This window comes from Streptomyces sp. NPDC049887, assembly GCF_040656535.1.
Lineage (GTDB): Bacteria > Actinomycetota > Actinomycetes > Streptomycetales > Streptomycetaceae > Streptomyces.
Genome location: NZ_JBFAMM010000013.1, coordinates 66,742 through 83,873, shown reverse-complemented (window position 1 = coordinate 83,873; position 17,132 = coordinate 66,742). Strand labels below are relative to the sequence as shown.

Here is a 17,132-nt window from a genome sequence, read left to right as displayed (position 1 = left end):
GGGACGACGGCCTCACACGCCGGCGAGCAGCGGGGCGGCAGTCCCCGATGTCTCAGGACACCCGGACGACCACCAGGCTCGTGTCGTCGTCGGTGTCCCCGGTGACCGCCGCCAGCAGCGCGTCCGCCTGCTCGTCCAGTCCGGCGGGGGCCAGCCGTTCCACCGCCCGCCGCAGCCTGTGCAGTCCCTCGTCGATACCGGAGCGGCGGCTCTCCACCAGCCCGTCCGTGTACAGCATCAGGGTGTCCCCGGGCTCCAGCCGCGTCACCGTCTCCCGGTACGAGGCCGCCGGGACCGCGCCGAGAAGGATGCTCCGCGGCGGTTCGAGCAGATCGGCGGCCCCTTCACGGAGCAGCACCGGCGGAAGGTGACCGGCGCTGGCCCAGCACAGCGAGCGGTCCGACGGGTCGTACAGGCCGCAGACGGCGGTGGCGGTCGGATGCCCGTGCGTCTGCAGCGTGACCTCGTTGAGCCAGGCCATCAGCCGGCCCGGGGTGTGCCCGGTGAACGCGAGCCCGCGCAGGGCGTTGCGCAGCGCCACCATCCCCGTCACCGAGTCGATGCCGTGCCCCGCGATGTCCCCGGTGACGACGAGCACCCTGCCGTCGGGCAGCGGCAGCACGTCGTACCAGTCGCCGCCCACCCGGTACTCCTCGGCCGCCGGCCGGTAGCGGGCCGCCACCTGCAGACCGGGCAGTCGCTGGAGTTCCGGCACCTCCGGGACGATCGCCTGCTGGAGCTGGAGGACGAGCTGGTGCCGCAGCGCGGCCTGGGTCTGTGCGGCGGTCAGCCGGTCGAAGGTGGCGCTCAGCGCGATCTCGGTGTGGTGCTGCGCCGAGACGTCCTGGTACACGCCCGTGATCCCGGTGAGGACTCCGCCCGTCAGCAGCGGTTCCGCGGCGATCCGCAGATGCCTCAGACCGCCGTCCTCGCGGACCGCCCGCACCACGGTGTCGGTGCCCTCCCGGCGCTGCGTCAGTTCCATCAGGAGTTCGTTGAGCTTGCCGGTGTCCTCGCGGTGCAGATGCGGGGCGAGCCGTCGCAGGGGCACCGGGGAACCGCCCGGCTCGAGGCCGAAGATCCGGTAGGCCTGCTCGCTCCACCGGGATCTGCCCGTGATCAGGTCGTCCTCGAACGCGGCCAGGTTCTCCAGCCGGCCGAGCACCCGGCTGAGGGAGAGTTCGGGATTCGTGGCACCGTGCCAGAACACCACCGTACGGTCGGGGCCGACGGGGAGCACCCGTACGTCGTGCAGCGGGTCGGGGTCGCCGGACCGGTGCACGACGGGCACCCGCGCCACCCGCTGCGGCGCCGCCGACTCCCGGGCCGTTCGTGCGAGCCGTACGAGGTCGTCGTGCATGGCCGGAAACACCTGGGCGAGCGGCCGGCCGGCGGGACCGTGCACATGGCGCGCGGAGTCCAGCGCCGGCCGGTTGAGGTGCTCGATGTGCAGGGTGCCGCTCTCCGGGTCCGCCCGCAGGGCCATGGCGGGATGCGTCAGCAGATCGAGCAGCGGGGCGAGTACTCCGGGATCGGGGGTGCCGGGAGCACCGGCGTCCAGGATCCGTGCGGCCGGAACGGCCAGCCCGGTCAGCGACCGCCGGACGGACTCGTCCAGAGCCACGGGGCCCGGCCAGTCGACCAGGGCGAGCCCGGTCACCACACCGCGCTGCCGCAGCGGCAGCACCGCCCGCGCGGAGCCGGGCGCGGGGCCCGGCAGCGCTTCGGCCGCGGACGTACCGTCGGGCAGCCACAGGGGCGTTCCGTCGTTCAGCACCCGGTGCAGGGCGCTGCCCGCCGCCGGCGGCACCCAGCGCCAGTGGGCCGCCTCCAGCGGGTTCGCCCCGGCCTGGCCCGCCAGTCGCAGGCAGTCCGTCTCCGTGCGACGGAACAACCACAGTGCGCGGGCGCCGAGCGGGCGCATTCCGCCGTTCAGCAGGGTCGCGGCGATCTCGTCGACCGTGCCGCCCGTCTGCGCAGCCGCATCGGCGGCGGCCTCGGCGAACCGCGCCCTGCGGCCCTCGGCCCGCTCCTCGCCGGCCTCGGCCGATGCGGCACCGTAGGCCGTCAGCGGACCGGTGCTCCCCTCGGGCGCCGGACCGCCGGCCGCCCCGGACGGGCCGGTGGCGCCGTTGACGATGTCGGCGGCGATGTCCTCCGGGCCGACGTTCATGGTCTCGGCCAGCCGGCCCAGGTGGTCCATCGCCTCGCCGGGGCCGAGGGAGTGCCGTGCGACGAGCACACCGCAGGCCAGGTCGAGCAGATGACGGCGGGCGACATCGCGGCGCAGCGCGGCGAGTTCGGCGGTGAGCTGTGTGACCGCGTCGGCCAGCGGGTCGGGTCCGGGCTCGTCCGGTCCCTGCTCGGACATGGTCATGTCGTCTCCAGCGTGACGAACCGGATTCTACCCGTGCACAACGCCCCGGGTGCCGGGCCGCCGGGTGGCGGACGGCCGCCGCACCCGGTGGCGGGTCCGGCGGCCGTCGCCTCGACAGTCAGGTGCCACGCGGCCGGTCGGTCCGGCGGCCCTGCGGCCCTCTGGAGCCGTGCTGCTGGGGTCGGTACGCCTCCTGCCTCGCGTGCGCCGGTGACCTCTCCTCCGAGCCCTCGCCGGTGTCGCACTGGCGGCGCAACTCCTCCGCCCTGCGGTGCAGTCGTTCACGATGTTCGGGGTCCTTGCAGCGCTCCGCGCCGCGGGTGAGCTCGTCGGCCATGAACCGGAGCTCCTCCGACGTCCTGACCGGTTCGCGTGCTGTGCTCATGGCTCCTCCTTCCGGGCCCGGACGCCTGAGCCGCCGGGCCGGGGGCCATCTGCCAGGCAAACACGACGGAGCCGCCCCCGCATCCGCACGACGTCACCCGGTGTGACGAAGTGGCCCTTCGCCTGGGCGTTCCTCTCCCTCCAGGCCGGCCGCCCACCGGGACGGAGGGGGAGCCCCCCGTACTCGGGGTGACGGCGCACCGGGCCCGGACGGAGGTCTCGTGTGCTCGGGTTCCCGTACGACGGCGTTCACGCCGGTGCCCTGGCCCTCCCTTCCGGCGCTTCCCGGGATAACCGGGAGGAACCCGGGCAGGCGCGGAGTGTCAGGGAAGGGAGCGAGTCATGACGCAGCTGGTGAAGGACGTGATGACGGCCGGAGTGCTGACACTCCCGCCCGAGGCGTCGCTCGTCGAGGCGGCCCGGCTGATGCGTGACATGGACGTCGGGGACGTCCTCGTCGCGGACAGTGACCGATTGCTCGGGATGCTGACGGACCGGGACATCGCGGTGCGGTCGGTGGCCATGGGGCACAACCCGCACGTCATGCCGGTGCGGTCCGTCTGCACTCCGGACGTTCTCACGGTGCGCCCGGACGCGGACGCCTCGCAGGCGATGAGGGCGATGAGGGAGCACGGGGTGCGCCGGCTCGCGGTGGTGGAGGACGACGGCCATCCGGTCGGCGTCGTCAGTCTGGGCGACCTCGCGAGGGCGCGTGAACCGGGGTCCGCCCTCGCCGGCATCAGTGCCGCGCCGCCGAACAACGGCGCCTGAGCGAGGCGGACGCGGAACCACGGGCCCCGGCCCGGCGGAGAACCATGGCCCCGGCCCGGCGGAGGTGTCGTGTCGGCAGGCGTCCCGTGCCGGCGGAGGTGGCGCGCCGAGGGCCGCCCGAGCCGCCCGAGCCGGCCAAGGCGCGGAGAGCCGCCCGGTTCGCGTTCCGGCCCGCCGACCCCGGCCTCGCGGGCGCCGGTTGACCGAACTCGTACGCCTCGCGCGTCACAGGTGCCAGTGCGCGTAGTGCTGCTCGATGAGCTGCGCGGTGGCCGCGTCGTCGTACCGTCCCCGCTCGAAGTCCGGCGCTTCCCTGATCTGCTCCTTGGTGCAGTCGAGGTGCACCACTTCCCGTTCCCGGTCGATGCGCGACACCACTCCGGCGGGGATCAGCCTGTGGTGACCGAAGATCCAGGGGCCGGTGTCCACGACGATGTAGCTGCGGCCCACGTCCTCCGAGTGCTTGTCGATCCTGCCGATGGACCCGTCGGTGGCCTCGACGCGGAAACCGACGAGTTCCGCGCCCGGTGCGTGTCCCGAACCCTCCGGGAAGCCCCATATGCCCGCTTCCATGGCGTCGTCCTTTCCTGAGCGGCCCGGGCGGGGGAGCGGCCGGCGACCCGCCCGGCCCTGCGGAGCACACGGCCGCAGACGGCACGCGCGCGGGGCGGCGCCGCTCTCGGCGCCGCGGCCTCATCAGCGCCGCGGCCTTCCGTGCTCCGGTGTGCCGTCGTCGGCGAGCAGCGCCGCGCGCAGCTCGGCCAGGACGCGGGCCAGGAGCCGGGAGACGTGCATCTGCGAGATGCCGAGCCGTTCGCCGATCTCGGACTGGGTCAGGTCCTCCCCGAACCGCAGGGACAGGATGGTGCGTTCGCGTTCCGGCAGCCGGGCGATCAGCGGCTTGAGGCACTCCAGGCACTCGACGACGTCCAGGGCCGGGTCCTCGTGGCCGAGGCGGCGGGTGAGGGGGCTCTCGTTCTCGTCGTCCTCGAGCGGCTCCATCGAGCGGGCGACATAGCCGTTGGCGGCCTGCTGGCCCTCGACGACCTCCTCCTCGGTGAGTTCGAGGTGGGCGGCCAGTTCCGCCGCCGTGGGGGCGCGGCCCAGGTCCTGCTCCAGCACGTCGTACGCCTTGGCGAGGTCCAGGCGGAGTTCCTGGAGCCGCCTCGGTACGCGTACCGCCCAGCTGGTGTCGCGGAAGAAGCGTTTGATCTCGCCGACCACGGTGGGCAGTGCGAAGGAGGTGAACTCGACTTCGCGCTCCACGTCGAAGCGGTTGATCGCCTTGATCAGGCCGACCGTGCCGACCTGCACGATGTCCTCCATCGGCTCGCTGCGGCCGCGGAACCGGGCGGCGGCGTACTTCACGAGGCTCAGATTGAGTTCCACCAGCGTGTTGCGGACGTACGAGTACTCCGCCGAGCCCTCCTCCAGCGTGCGCAGCCGCTGGAACAGGGCGAGCGACAGGGAGCGCGCGTCGAGCGCGCTGACGGTCCGGAAATCCGGGATCTCCGGCAGGTCGTCGAGCGCCGCCGGCCGGCTCGGCCGGGCGGCACCGACGTCGGGGTCACGGGTGATGGGGAAGCTGGACATGAGCGTCCTTCGACGGAAGGGGGCCGGCGCCACCGGCTGTGGCGGGACCGTCGGTCGGGCTCTGTCGGCCTGATACCCAAATGTGCCTATTTGACGCATTCGGCGTTCGGGCGTCGTCGATGGGATGCCCGAACGCCCGAGAAGTCGCGATGAGCCTACGCGCGGTCAGCGGGCGCCGACCGTGCGTGGCGGCGGGCGAGGTGAACGGGGCCGCCGTCAGGGCAGGTAGCGCTCCAGCGCGGCGGCACCCTTCTCGGCGATCTCCTTGCGGGCACGGGCCACGTTTTCGGGCGTGCACTCACGGCCGGACGCCATCACCAGGTCCTCGGGGTCGAAGGGCCGTTCCGATCCGGTGAAGAGCTGAACCGGCCGCTGCCTGCTCTCGGGCTGCTGCTCTCCTGTGTTGTCCTGCTTCATGATCTGCCTCCGGGCGAATCCCGTAGCTGGGGACTGAATACCAGCATCACGCGGTATCCGGCCCGGTGCAGCCCGGCAGGCGAAACGAGCCGGGAATCCGGCCCGTTGTGAGCGGACGGTCACACCGCGCGAGGGGCCGACCGGATGCGGGTCCGGTCGGTCCGCGGCTCGTCCGTCCCTCGCCGGGGCCGTACCGGACCGGGTGGTGCGAGGCGTCCGGGCGGATGCGGGACGGGCACCCCCCGGGTCGGGCGGAGGCGAGTCCGGCACTCTCCCCGGGCCGGGCGGATGCGGGGAGCGACCCCGGCCGGGCCGGACCGTCGCAGGTGTGTCCCCGCCGTCGGCCGGGCCGTCAGGCGATCGACGCCGAGACGATCGCGGCCACCGCGAGGTTGCACGACGCCGTGACCCAGACCGCCGGGTGGGGCTCCGGCTCCACCAGCGTCGCCCCGAGCTTGCCCGGGGTCACCAGGTCCACCACCCAGAACGCCACAGCCATCAGCACCAGACCCAGCACGCCGAACGCGGCCGTCGACGCCAGCCCCTTGCCGAAGTCGTCGTACGTCGTCCAGATCGAGGTGAAGACGATCCCGCCGATCCCCAGCAGCGCCGAACTCAGCAGAACCGCGGCGTTCCGGTTGCGCTCCTCCCAGATGAGGCGGCCGAGCCTGCCGGGCGTCAGAACGTCCACCAGCACGATGCCGAGGACCAGCAGCACGACGCCGAGGGCACCGTAAGCGGTGGCCCGGCCGAGTCCGTTGACTATGTCCGTCATGGGGAAGGCAGTCTCCGTCGTCCGAGAATGATCGTGGTCAAGGCGCGGCAAAATGTATCGCACGCGCATCGCGGCGGCGACGGACTCGGGCCTGAGCACGCGGGGGAGAACGCCGCACCGGTGGTGGCGGCTCCGCGAACCGGGGACGGCGGAGCCCGCCCGGGCCGCGCACCCGGGCCCGCGGGCCCGCAGGCACTCGACACCGGTGCGGCCGGGCGGGGCGGCGCGCAGGGCACGCAGTACCGCATGCCAGGGCAGGGAGCCGACCGGGCGGTGGGTCCCGCCCTCGTCGGCGCCCCCGGAGACGGCCGCGCGTGCCCGGCCAACCGGCACCGGCTCGCCCGTGACCTGCGTCTCCACCACGGGCCCGGGCGCTAATTCAGTACGCAAGTACGCCTTCCGCAGCCGAGAATCAAGGCTCACGAACGGGAGGACGCATGAGCCGGGCGAACCTGACTCTCCATGAGCTGCTGCCGCCGCAGGAACTGGCGGAGGCCATCGACGCGGGGCACGTGACCCGAAAGGGTCACCCCCGACTGCCGCTGTCGATCTACACCTACACGAGGACGTGCCAGTACGAGCGGGTGTGGAACCGGGTGACCACGCGCTGCCGCGGTCTCGTCGCCGACGACGTGACCGGCGAGGTGGTGGCCCTGCCGCTGCCGAAGTTCTTCAACGTCGGTGAGCACGAGGCCGGTCTGCCCCACGCCCCCGCCCTCCCGGACGAGCCGTTCGAGGTGTACGACAAGGTCGACGGAAGCCTCGCCGTGGTGTTCCACTACGCGGGCCGCTGGCATGTCGCGTCCAAGGGCTCCTTCATCAGCACCCAGGCCACCTGGGCGCAGCGGCTGCTCGACGGCAGGGACACGTCCTCGCTGGTGCCCGGGGTGACCTACCTCGCCGAGATCCTGTACCCGCAGAACCGGATCGTCGTCGACTACGGGGACCGCCGCGACCTGGTGCTGCTCGCCGCCTTCGCCGAGGACGGCGGCGAGGTCCCGTTGGACGAGGCCGCCGCCGACTGGAAGGCCATCGGCTCCGTCGTGACCGTCTGGCCGGCCATGCCGCTCGCCGAACTGCTGGCGCTGGCCGAGTCCAACCGGCTCCCCGGGGGCCGGAAGGCCACCGGAACCGACGCCGAGGGATTCGTGCTGCGCTTCGCCTCGGGAGTCCGTGCCAAGGCCAAACTGGCCGAGTACGTACGGCTCCACAAGGTGCTCACCGGCGTGACGGAGCGGGACATCTGGCGCGGCCACGGCATCCAGCGCTTCGCCGGGCGTCCCGTCAAGCAGCTCGCCCAGGCGCTCAACTGCTCCGCGGCCGACATCGAGGCGTCCGGCGGCAGACCCCTGGACGCGCTGCTGGAGCAGGTGCCCGACGAGTTCGACGCCTGGGTGCGGCAGGTGATCGCGCGGATCGACACCGAGGTGGCGGAGCGCGAGCGCGCCATCGACGATGCCTACCGCTCCATCGCCCATCTCGCCGGGGACCGGGGCGCGTTCGCCCGTGCCGCGAGGACGCTGCCCGACCCCGCGGTGCGGCCCGCCATGTTCCAGCGCCTGGACGGCCGTCCCACCGAGCTGATGACGTACCGGTCCGTCCGGCCCGAGGCGTCCGACCCGTTCACGTCCGACGAGGAGAACTGAAAGTGCCCGTAGTACACGTCATGACCGGCCTCCCGGCCTCGGGCAAGACCACCGCCGCCCGCGAACTGCAGGCCGGTGCCGAGGGCCGGATGCGCCGCGTCAACCTCGACGACCTGCGGCGGATGCTCGACGTGCCGGCGCCCGAGCGGGGCCGGTCGCACGCCCACGAGCAGACCGTTCTGGCGATCCAGGACGCCGCGGTGCGGGCGGCCGTCGAGGGCGGCTTCGACGTCGTCGTGGACAACACCCACCTCACGCCCCACATCCCCAAGCGGCTGAAGGCAGCGGTCGCCGGGCAGGCGACCTTCGTCGTGCACGACTTCACCGGCGTCCCCGTGGAGGAGTGCGTCCGGCGTGACGCCGGACGGGAGCGGGCGGTGGGTGAGGAGATCATCCGGATCCTCGCCGAGAAGCACATCAAGGCCACCAGGGGCGGCTGGCGGCTGACCGCGGAGTGGCTGAACGACGAGCCGGCGGTGCGGCCGTACGCCGCCGACCCCGCGTTGCCGACGGCGGTGATGTGCGACATCGACGGCACCCTCGCCCTGCGGGGCGACCGGGGGCCCTACGACTTCACCCGCTGCGGGGAGGACCTGCTCAATGCGCCGGTCCGCGACGCGCTCGGCTCCTTCCGCCGCGCCGACGGCGATGTGATCGTGCTGCTCTCGGGCCGCGGCGAGGAGCACAGGGAGCGGACGGAGGCGTGGCTGGAGCGGTACGACGTGCCTTACGACGAGCTGTGGATGCGCGCGGCCGGCGACCACCGGCGCGACGACGTCGTGAAGGCGGAACTCTTCGACCGCCACGTCCGCAGCCGATTCGCGGTACGCGTCTCGCTCGACGACCGCGACCGTGTCGTGGCCGTCTGGCGGCGAATGGGCCTGCCGACCTGGCAGGTCAACTACGGCAGCTTCTAGGTGTAGTGATCACGAGCCTCGCCGACGCCCACCGGTGCTTGACCCACCCGCCCGGCAGCCGTCCGTACGGCGGCGTCGCCGTACGGACGGCGTGCGGCGGCACCTCCTGACGGAGGTCAACGGCGTTTCCTCGCAACGGAGGTCAACGGCGCCTCCCATGGCGCCGTGCTCCGGCCAGCAGCATCAGCCCCGCCGCGACGATGCCGCCCGCCGCCAGGGCCGGTCCGGGCCGCCGCCGTGCCGCACCGGCGAGGGCGCGGGCCCGTTCCCCGGTACGGGCGTTCAGGTCCCGTGCCACGGCCACCGTCCCGTGCCCCCTCGCGGCCCGGGCCGCGACGGACTTCCCGCGCGTCCGCGCCGTCGCCCGCAGCGCCTTCTCCTTGGCCTGCGCGGCGACGGTCGACGCCCGCGCGCTGATCCGGGTCTTCGCGTCCGTCCGCGCCGTCGATACCGCCACGGTGTCACCTGCTCTCGTCGGGGTCCGGTGTCCGCGGAGCGGTTACCCGCGCTCAACGGGCCCACACGGGAGGGGCCTTCGGCAGCGCGGCGGTCCGGTCGGCGGCCTACGGCCGCGGAACGGACCGCCGGGCGCCGGCTCCGGGGCGTCCAGCCGGCGGGTTGGAGCCCCGGCCTCCGAGCCGGCACACCAGCGTTCCGCGGCATGCACATCGTGCTCGGGGAACGGCTCTTGTGCGCCGGGGGCCGGGGCGACTCTCGTTCCGGGCCCTGTTCATGGCGAACGCCCGCCGGGGAGCGCTCAGCATCCGGCCCGGCGCTCGTCCTCCTCGCTCCACGCGGTGGTGTCCCGGGGCTCGACGTACGGCTCCTCGTCCGCCGGATGTCCGCCGGCGATCGCCCGCCGGCGCGCGAGTTCGGCGTCGAACTCCAGACCGAGCAGAATGGCGAGGTTGCTGATCCACAGCCACACCAGAAAGATGATGACGCCGGCGAGGGTCCCGTAGATCCTGTTGTAGGAGCCGAACCGGGACGCGTAAAGCGCGAACCCGCCCGAGGCCGCCAGCCAGATGAGCACGGCGAGGGCACTGCCCGAGGTGACCCATTTGAAGCCGTGCCCGCGGGCGTTCGGCGCCGCCCAGTAGAGGAGCGCGATCATCAGGGTGACCAGGACGACGAGCACCGGCCACTTGGCGATCGACCACACCGTGACCGCGGCCTCCTCGATGCCGAGTGCCTCGCCGGTCCTGCGGGCCAGACCGCCCGTGACGACGACGATCGCGCCGCTGACCACGGCGAGCACCATCAGCACGACCGTGAGGCCCAGCCGCAGCGGCGCGATCTTCCACAACGGCCGGCCCTCCGGCACGTCGTACACCGTGTTCGACGCGCGGATGAACGCCCCGACGTATCCGGAGGCCGCCCACAGCGCAGTGACCAGACCGATGACGGCCAGCGCCGATCCGAGCCCCGTGCGCCCCTGCAACTGCTGCACCGCGCCGGTCAGGATCTCGCGTGCGGCACCCGGGGCCAGTTGTCTGACCATGCCGAGGATCTGGGTGGTCAGCCGCTCTCCCGCGGCACCGAGCAGCGCCACCAGGAGGAGCAGGGCCGGGAACAGCGACAGGATTCCGTAGTAGGTCAGGGCAGCGGCCCGGTCGACCAGATCGTCCTGGCGGAACTCCCTGACCGTGCCGCGCAGTACGGCCGCCCAGGACCTCCGCGGCATCCCGGTGGGCTCGTCCGGCGCACGGCGCCGCACCGCCTCCGCCGGACCGTGGCGGTCCCGGTCCTCAACGTCCCCGGCCTGGTGCCCGGGTCCGCGTCCCGCGTCGTCCGCCTGCCCTGACGTGCGTGTCATACCCGGCGAATAACCGGCATTCTGGACTGCAAACGGCGACATCGCTCAGACGATCACCCGGTGTGCCGGTCACCGTGCTTCCCGTGCGAGAGCCGCCGCCCGAGTACGAGCAGGTCAACCGCCGCGACCAGGGTGAGGACGCCGCACGCCACGGCCAGTGCCACGAGCACGGCCGGGGCGGGGGAGTCCAGGGGGCCGGACGCTCCCGCCCAGGCCGCGAACAGGACGGTACCCGCCACGAAGACGGGCACGGCGACGAGTGAGAGCACCAGGCGCAGGGTCAGCGCGCTGCGGGCGGTGACGGGCTCCGTTCCGCTCCTGTGTGACATGTGACCTCCCGCGTTCCCGCTGGACCGGGTTCCGAGCCGATCGCCGGGCCATCGCCGCGGCGTGGTTCGTTCCGCCCCCGTTCCGCGAGTACCCGGTCGGAGCGGGCCGACACGGCGCGGGATCGTGCGGGACGGTCCCCGCGCCGGGGCGTCTCCATCCGTGTCCCTGGTGACACGGGCAGCGACGACCGCACGGGTGGCCGACAGCGGTTGTACCGTAAAGGGAACTGCTTGCCGCGTGCGGCCGGTGACCGCGGAGGCACGGGTCGAGCCCGGTTTCGGCTCGCCGGCTCCTCCGCCGGTCGCGGCAGGTGCGAACCGCGGCACCGGGGCGGTGGTCCTCCGGCCGAAGCGAGGCGACTTTCGATGCTGATGGCACACCCTGCGGTCCTGGACAACCTCGTGGAACAGTACGAGACGCTCCGGCTCCTGCATGCCGAGAACGGCAGCGAGCCCGTGCGACGGCGCATGGAGGACGTGGCGTACACCCTGTGCGTGTCCACGGGCACGAGCGACGTCGACGCGGCGCTGATCGCCGCGCGCTTCCATCTCCCGGGCGCGCGCCCGGAGGACGACTCGGTTCTCACCGCCTGACCGGCCCGGAGGCCCCGGCGCTGGTCCGGCACGGCTGGGCCGACGCCATCGGTGCCGCTGGGCGGGGCAGGCGCCTCCGCACCTCGCGCACGGAGGCTCACGTCGTGGAGGCGGTCCCGCGGGCACTGGATTCGGAGCGCATACGACCGGGCGCTCCGCCGTGAGGTGCGGTCGCCCCGGGGACGCCGGACAGGCAGGCTGTTCCGGCGAACCGGAATCCCGATGCGACCGTGGGGACGCCGACGGGACCGGGGTCGGGGGTGTGCGCTGTTCGCGAAGAAATTGTCACGGTGTGTGGTTGTGTCATGATCGCTACCGCCTTGTGGGGGGCGGAGTCGCCCGGCGAAACGGCCGTAGGGTCGAAGGTTGCGCGGCTCGGTGGATGCCCGCCATCGCGCGACTGGCCCCGAGGTGGTTGCACGCAGTAAGATACGTGCCTGCGGGTTTGTTTTGGCCTCCTGGAAACAGCACGGTCCGCCGGAACCAGGCGGCGGCAGGCAAGAGGGGAGTCCGCATGGCACAGCAGGAGCGTGCGGTCAGGACGAGGCAGGCGATTCTCGAGGCCGCGGGCGCGGTGTTCGCGGAACGGGGTTACGGATCGACGAGGATCTCCGACGTCTACCAGCGAGCAGGGATGACGAAGGGAGCCTTCTACTTCCACTTCAGTTCGAAGGAGCAGCTGGCCCAGGAGGTCCTGGACACGCAGATGGTGAGTCAGACCGGTCATCTGCCCGGGTACACACGTGAGGTGAAGCTGCAGGAGGCGGTGGACTCGGCTCTGCTGGTCGCCCACCGGCTCCACTTCGACACTCTGCTGCAGGGCAGCATCCGGCTCTCCATCGACCAGGGCAGCGATCTGGACCGGCGGCCGCCGTATCAGGCATGGGTCGACTTCCAGACCGAGGTGCTCAACGAGGCGAAGCAGCGCGGCGAGCTGCTGCCGGACGTCGATGTGAGGATGTACGGCGAACTCCTCGTCGGCGTCTTCTCCGGTGTCCAGATCATGTCCGGAGTGATGACCGGGTGGGCCGACCTGGAGGAGCGGATCGCGAACCTGTACTCGATCCTGATGCCCCTGATCGCCACGCCGGAGACTCTCGCGCAACTGGACATCTCCCCGGACCTCGGCCGTCGCCTGATGGCGGAGCGCGAGGCATAGTGCCGCGTCAGGCAGGGTTTGGCCGTCGAGGAGCGGCGGCCGGTGCCTGGGGTCTCCCCAGGCCCGCCGGGCCGAGGGGAGGGATCGCAAGGCGCCGGATCGACCTCGTGGTGGGTCCGCTCTGTTGATTCGGCAACGCCGCGAGTCGCCGTGCCGGGCGTCGCGACGGGGCAAAACCTGCCTGACGCGGCACTAGTGTCACGCCGGCCGGGTTCCTCCGGGCGAACCCAGCCCGACGCGGCTCCGGCCCCCGCGCCTGAGGCCGGTGCGCGAAGTGCGCAGAAGGCGTGCGCGACCACGCGAGAGCGGGCTCTCGCCGCCGTCTAGAGTCGGCGACGGCGCGGGACCTCGGCGGAGTGAGCGTGCACCGTCCGGGTGCGCCCGCCGCGGCCGGATGCCCGTTCACGCGGAGAGCTGCCGGCCCCGGAAGGCTTCAACCAGCGACGAAGGTGCCCCGAGGTGCTCCCATGACTGTTCTGCGCACCGAAGAGACCGAGCGCGAAGCGCCGTCCGCACGCCACCGCCGAACGGGCCTGGAGATCGCGGCGGAGGTGGTGGGCGCCGACCGGGTCACCCCGCTGGCGGCCGGGCTCGGGCCGAACGCGAGCCGTTACCGCTCCCGCGCGGTCGCCGGTGTCGTCAGGCCGCGTACGGCCGAAGAGGTGCGCCGCCTCGTCGAGTTGTTCGCCGACGACGACCTGCCGCCGCTGCATGCCTTCAGCACCGGCGGCAACTGGGGCCTGGGCTCGCGGGAGCCGGCGCGGGACGGAGCCGTGGCACTGGACCTCGCCGGACTCGACCGGATCCGTGCCCTCGACACAGCCGGGGGCTGGGCCGTGCTCGAGCCCGGAGTGACCCAGGTCCGTCTCGCCGAACGGCTCGCCGGTACCGGGCGGATGCTCAACCTCACGGCCTCGTCCGCCCACACCAGCGTCGTCGGCAACGCCCTGGACCGCGGCGTCGGCCTGCGACGTCAACGGGTCGACGATCTGGCGGGACTGGAAGTCGCCCTGCCCGGCGGTGAGTTGATACGGGTGGGCTGGTGGCCCGCCCCGGGCAGGACCACGCCCGTGTACGCCCATGGGCTCGGCCCCTCGCTGCTGCCGCTGTTCGTCCAGTCGAACCTCGGGGTGGTGACCGCCGCGGCCGTACGTCTGCTGCCCCGCCCCGAAGCCCTGCGGGTCATCCGGCTCGACTTCCGGCCCGAGGCGCTCGGGCAGGTCGCCGCCGAGATCCGCAGCTGGGTGAGCCAGGGCCTGGCCAGGGGTGTGGTGAAGATCTACAACGAGGCGGCGGCGCGCGCGTACGGCAGTCCGCCCGGGCTCCGTCTGGCGCACGTGTGCGTCGACGGGACCCGGCGGTCGGTCGATGCGCTGACCCGCATCGTCACGGAGGAGGCCGCCGGCTCCGGCCTGTTCCAGGACGTCTCCTCGACCGACGCCACCGACCCCGACGGTCCGCGCCACGAGGTCGCCCGGTGGGTCGAGCGGGCCTATGCCGGCGAACCCGACGCCGCGGACGGCCTGTTCGAGACCAAGACGGGGGCCTCGGCAGCCCGCCTCGACCAGGACGGCGGATTCCTCTTCTTCCTGCCCCTGGTGCCCTTCACCGGCCCCGACCTCGCCCGGGCGGACGAACTGCTCGCCCAGGTGCGGGCCGAGACGGGCGTCCGCTGCGGATGTACCGCCAACGCCCTCGACGCCGATGTCGTCGACTGCGTCATCACGATCAGGTTCGACCGCGACGACGACGCGGCGGTCGAGCGTGCCCATCGGGCGCTCGACAGGCTCCACGAACTGTTCGCCGCGGCCGGCTTCGCCCCGTACCGGCTCGGCATCGAACACACCGACTGGGCCGACCGGCTGGCCCCCGACCCCGGGGCGCGGGCCCTCGCCCGGCGCCTGAAGGAGCTGCTCGACCCCCACCGTGCCATCGCGCCCGGCCGCTACGCCTGACCCGTCTCACATCGCCGCCCGTGCCCGTGCTCACGCTGGGAGAGCCCCCGATGAGTCTGCTTCACATCCCGAACGTCCCCGACGTCCCGAAGTCCGAGTCCCGAACGGTGGTGGACCGCCTCACCGCGGAGCAGATCCTGGCGCGGGCGAAGCAGGCCGCACCCAGGCTCCGCGAACGCGCCGAGGAGATCGAGCGGGAACGTCGGCTGCCCTCCGACGTCGTGGAGATGCTGCGTACGACCGGCGTGTTCCGGATGGCCCTGCCCAGGTCGCGGGGAGGGCCAGAGCTCGACGCGGTCCAGCAGACCGAGGTGATAGAGGCACTGGCGCACGGGGACGCCTCGGCCGCGTGGTGCGCCATGATCGGTATGGACACTCCCATCTACGCCGAATACCTCGACGAAGACGTCGCCCGCGGCCTGTTCACCGACCCCGACGCCATCACGGCGGGCGCCATCATGCCGATGGGACGGGCCGAGCGGGTACCCGGTGGCTTCCGGGTCGGCGGCCACTGGCACTTCGGCAGCGGCATCACCCACAGCGCCTGGGTCGTGGGCGGTGTCCTGGTGACCCGTGACGGCGAGCCCGAGCCGGGTCCGCGCGGCGCCCCCGAGCACTGGCGGATCGTCGTGGCGCCCGTGACTGCCTTCGAGATCATGGACACCTGGCACAGCACCGGACTGGCCGGCAGCGGCAGCCATGACTACCGGGTCGAGAACCTCTTCGTTCCCGAGGAGCACACGTTCAGCTTCGCCGAACGGCGGCCCGGCGGTGTGACACCGGGCCCCGACGCGGTGCTGCGCAACATGCCCGGTGTGCCGCTCGGGGTGGCGCGGGCCGCTCTGGACCATGTACGCGAACTGGTACCCACCCGCTGGGACCGGCCGACGGGGACACCGTGGTCGGAGAGCTATCGCGTCCACATGACCGTCGCCGAGGCCGAGATGGATCTCTCCGCCGCGCGGTACGCCGTGTACGGGAGCCTGCGCGACCAGGGGAGGATCCTGCGGTGCGGCGGCACTCCGACCCCGGACCAGCAGGCCGCGACCGTGCTCGCCCGGGTGGGCGCGTTCCGGACCGCCCGGTCCGTCGTGGCCCGGCTCTTCGACCTGATGGCCACCGCCGCCGTCTACCGGCCTTCGCCCCTGGACCGCTGGCTGCGCGACCTCAACACCATGTGCCAGCACGTCATCGCGCAGGACCAGGTCATCCAGTCCGTGGGTGCCCAACTGCTCGGTGGCACCCCGCACAACCCGTACAGCGTCGGAGTCGTCGGGTGAGCCGTGCCGAGGGCCGCCGGGCCGACGGCGCCGGCTCACCGGCGACGGTGCGGGGTTCACTGCCCGGCGAGCACACCACCCGGGGCGGCAGCCCGACGCGGCGACAGGCCGGCCGACGCCCGGTACCACGGCACGCTCTCGGCGAAGTCCGCGGCGAAGTCCAGGGCAGGGCTGATGCCGAGCAGATTCCACAGGTGGGAGCTGTCGTACCAGTGGTCGACCGTGAGCAGGGACAGCCTGCGCCGCCACGTCGCATCGCGCGCCGCGCCGAGCCGTTCGGCCGCCTGTGCCCGGGTCAACTCACCCTGCGGAAGCGGCAGGTCGAGGGCGGCTGCGGTCGCCTCCATCAGAGCGCGCACCCGCACCGGCTCGGGGCGGCTCGCATGCAGCACCTCGCCGACCGGCAGGGAATCCCGCACCGCGAGCGCCGCGATCACCCGGGCCAGGTCGGCCACCCCGATCACCGAGATGCGCGCCAGGCCGCCCGCCACCCAGTGCGGCACCACCCTCAGGAACTCGGCGAGCGCGGGCACCACCCAGGTGTCACCGTCCCCGTAGATGAGGTGGGGCCGCAGCACGAGCCCGCCCGAGGCGAGCACCCGCTCCTCGCCCGCCAGCCGCGTCACACTGGTCGCCGTCGTCGGTCCGACCGCCAACTCGTCTTCCCGTGCGCAGAGATGGCGACCGTCCCGGTACACGGCGGTGGTCCCCAGCTGGATCACCCGGCGGACCCCGGCCCGCTCGGCTTCCGCGAGCAGCGCAGCCGTGCCCCCGTCGTTGACCTCCGCACAGGTCCGAAGGGTGCCGCCGATCTTCGAAGCCAGATGCAGCACCGTGTCCACCCCGTCGCAGATGCCGCGCAGGGAGTCGGGCCGGTCCAGACTCCCGGACCGAACCTCGGTCCGGACGCCGGGGCCGAGCCGGGGTCGTCTCCGATGGGCGAGAAGCCTGATCGCGGGCGAGGAGCCCGTCGCGTCGCCGGTCGAGAGGAGGGCGGCGACACGGGATCCGACGAATCCCGTGGCGCCGGTTATGAGTATGCGTCTGCGAGTCATTCCTGCGTGCCTTTCCGGCGGCATACCGACCACCGTCCGAGAGTCAGCTCCTGCATTCCGGTGC

Annotated in this window: 17 protein-coding genes; 7 read left to right on the top strand and 10 right to left on the bottom strand. The window is 72.8% G+C overall.

The genetic code is table 11. The annotated features are described in order from the left end of the window. Positions 1-52: 52 nt before the first annotated feature. Complete coding sequence (locus AB0J10_RS17960; protein ID WP_363062601.1) at positions 53-2,377, bottom strand: SpoIIE family protein phosphatase; 2,325 nt, start codon at positions 2,375-2,377, stop codon at positions 53-55. 118 nt (positions 2,378-2,495) lie between these two features. Further along, positions 2,496-2,762 carry a DUF6381 family protein gene (locus tag AB0J10_RS17955; RefSeq protein ID WP_363062599.1) on the bottom strand — a complete coding sequence of 89 codons (267 nt, stop codon included), beginning with the start codon at positions 2,760-2,762 and terminating at the stop codon, positions 2,496-2,498. A gap of 341 nt (positions 2,763-3,103) precedes the next feature. Between AB0J10_RS17955 and AB0J10_RS17950 the strand changes: the two genes are divergently transcribed. Beyond that, the gene (locus AB0J10_RS17950; protein WP_363062597.1) at positions 3,104-3,532 is read left to right on the top strand and encodes a CBS domain-containing protein; all 429 of its coding nucleotides are present in this window, start codon (positions 3,104-3,106) and stop codon (positions 3,530-3,532) included. A gap of 225 nt (positions 3,533-3,757) precedes the next feature. On the opposite strand, the gene AB0J10_RS17945 is transcribed toward AB0J10_RS17950, so the two are convergent. From AB0J10_RS17945 to AB0J10_RS17930, 4 genes are all read right to left on the bottom strand, one after another. Next, positions 3,758-4,105: a PRC-barrel domain containing protein gene (locus AB0J10_RS17945; RefSeq protein ID WP_363062595.1), complete on the bottom strand. Its 348-nt coding sequence runs from the start codon at positions 4,103-4,105 to the stop codon at positions 3,758-3,760. 123 nt (positions 4,106-4,228) lie between these two features. Continuing rightward, positions 4,229-5,125 (bottom strand): SigB/SigF/SigG family RNA polymerase sigma factor, encoded by an 897-nt coding sequence (locus AB0J10_RS17940; RefSeq protein WP_363062593.1) that lies wholly within the window; start codon positions 5,123-5,125, stop codon positions 4,229-4,231. 216 nt (positions 5,126-5,341) lie between these two features. Continuing rightward, the gene (locus tag AB0J10_RS17935) at positions 5,342-5,542 is read right to left on the bottom strand and encodes a hypothetical protein (RefSeq protein ID WP_093661412.1); all 201 of its coding nucleotides are present in this window, start codon (positions 5,540-5,542) and stop codon (positions 5,342-5,344) included. Positions 5,543-5,894: 352 nt separating this feature from the next. Then, positions 5,895-6,317, bottom strand: a complete 423-nt coding sequence (locus AB0J10_RS17930; protein ID WP_363062591.1) for a DUF350 domain-containing protein — start codon at positions 6,315-6,317, stop codon at positions 5,895-5,897. 437 nt (positions 6,318-6,754) lie between these two features. On the opposite strand from AB0J10_RS17930, the gene AB0J10_RS17925 reads away from it, so the two are divergent. Next, positions 6,755-7,963 (top strand): RNA ligase, encoded by a 1,209-nt coding sequence (locus tag AB0J10_RS17925; RefSeq protein WP_363062589.1) that lies wholly within the window; start codon positions 6,755-6,757, stop codon positions 7,961-7,963. A gap of 2 nt (positions 7,964-7,965) precedes the next feature. After that, complete coding sequence (locus AB0J10_RS17920; protein WP_363062587.1) at positions 7,966-8,880, top strand: AAA family ATPase; 915 nt, start codon at positions 7,966-7,968, stop codon at positions 8,878-8,880. Positions 8,881-9,022: 142 nt separating this feature from the next. Here the strand turns inward: AB0J10_RS17920 and AB0J10_RS17915 are convergent, their stop codons facing one another. The 3 genes from AB0J10_RS17915 to AB0J10_RS17905 all read right to left on the bottom strand — a co-directional run bounded on the left by AB0J10_RS17915 (position 9,023) and on the right by AB0J10_RS17905 (position 11,025). Beyond that, positions 9,023-9,337: a hypothetical protein gene (locus tag AB0J10_RS17915; protein WP_363062585.1), complete on the bottom strand. Its 315-nt coding sequence runs from the start codon at positions 9,335-9,337 to the stop codon at positions 9,023-9,025. A 300-nt stretch (positions 9,338-9,637) separates the two neighbouring features. Beyond that, complete coding sequence (locus AB0J10_RS17910; RefSeq protein WP_363062583.1) at positions 9,638-10,696, bottom strand: YihY/virulence factor BrkB family protein; 1,059 nt, start codon at positions 10,694-10,696, stop codon at positions 9,638-9,640. Positions 10,697-10,749: 53 nt separating this feature from the next. Beyond that, positions 10,750-11,025 carry a DUF6343 family protein gene (locus AB0J10_RS17905; protein WP_363062581.1) on the bottom strand — a complete coding sequence of 92 codons (276 nt, stop codon included), beginning with the start codon at positions 11,023-11,025 and terminating at the stop codon, positions 10,750-10,752. A gap of 366 nt (positions 11,026-11,391) precedes the next feature. On the opposite strand from AB0J10_RS17905, the gene AB0J10_RS17900 reads away from it, so the two are divergent. The 4 genes from AB0J10_RS17900 to AB0J10_RS17885 all read left to right on the top strand — a co-directional run bounded on the left by AB0J10_RS17900 (position 11,392) and on the right by AB0J10_RS17885 (position 16,013). After that, a complete protein-coding gene (locus tag AB0J10_RS17900; RefSeq protein ID WP_363062579.1) occupies positions 11,392-11,619 on the top strand; it encodes a DUF5133 domain-containing protein in 228 nt (75 codons plus the stop codon). A gap of 514 nt (positions 11,620-12,133) precedes the next feature. Then, complete coding sequence (locus AB0J10_RS17895) at positions 12,134-12,778, top strand: ScbR family autoregulator-binding transcription factor (protein WP_363062577.1); 645 nt, start codon at positions 12,134-12,136, stop codon at positions 12,776-12,778. Positions 12,779-13,245: 467 nt separating this feature from the next. Continuing rightward, positions 13,246-14,733 carry an FAD-binding oxidoreductase gene (locus tag AB0J10_RS17890; RefSeq protein WP_363062575.1) on the top strand — a complete coding sequence of 496 codons (1,488 nt, stop codon included), beginning with the start codon at positions 13,246-13,248 and terminating at the stop codon, positions 14,731-14,733. Between the two features lie 50 nt (positions 14,734-14,783). After that, positions 14,784-16,013, top strand: a complete 1,230-nt coding sequence (locus AB0J10_RS17885; RefSeq protein ID WP_363062573.1) for an acyl-CoA dehydrogenase family protein — start codon at positions 14,784-14,786, stop codon at positions 16,011-16,013. 56 nt (positions 16,014-16,069) lie between these two features. On the opposite strand, the gene AB0J10_RS17880 is transcribed toward AB0J10_RS17885, so the two are convergent. After that, positions 16,070-17,068 carry an NAD(P)-dependent oxidoreductase gene (locus AB0J10_RS17880; RefSeq protein ID WP_363062571.1) on the bottom strand — a complete coding sequence of 333 codons (999 nt, stop codon included), beginning with the start codon at positions 17,066-17,068 and terminating at the stop codon, positions 16,070-16,072. Positions 17,069-17,132 lie beyond the last annotated feature (64 nt).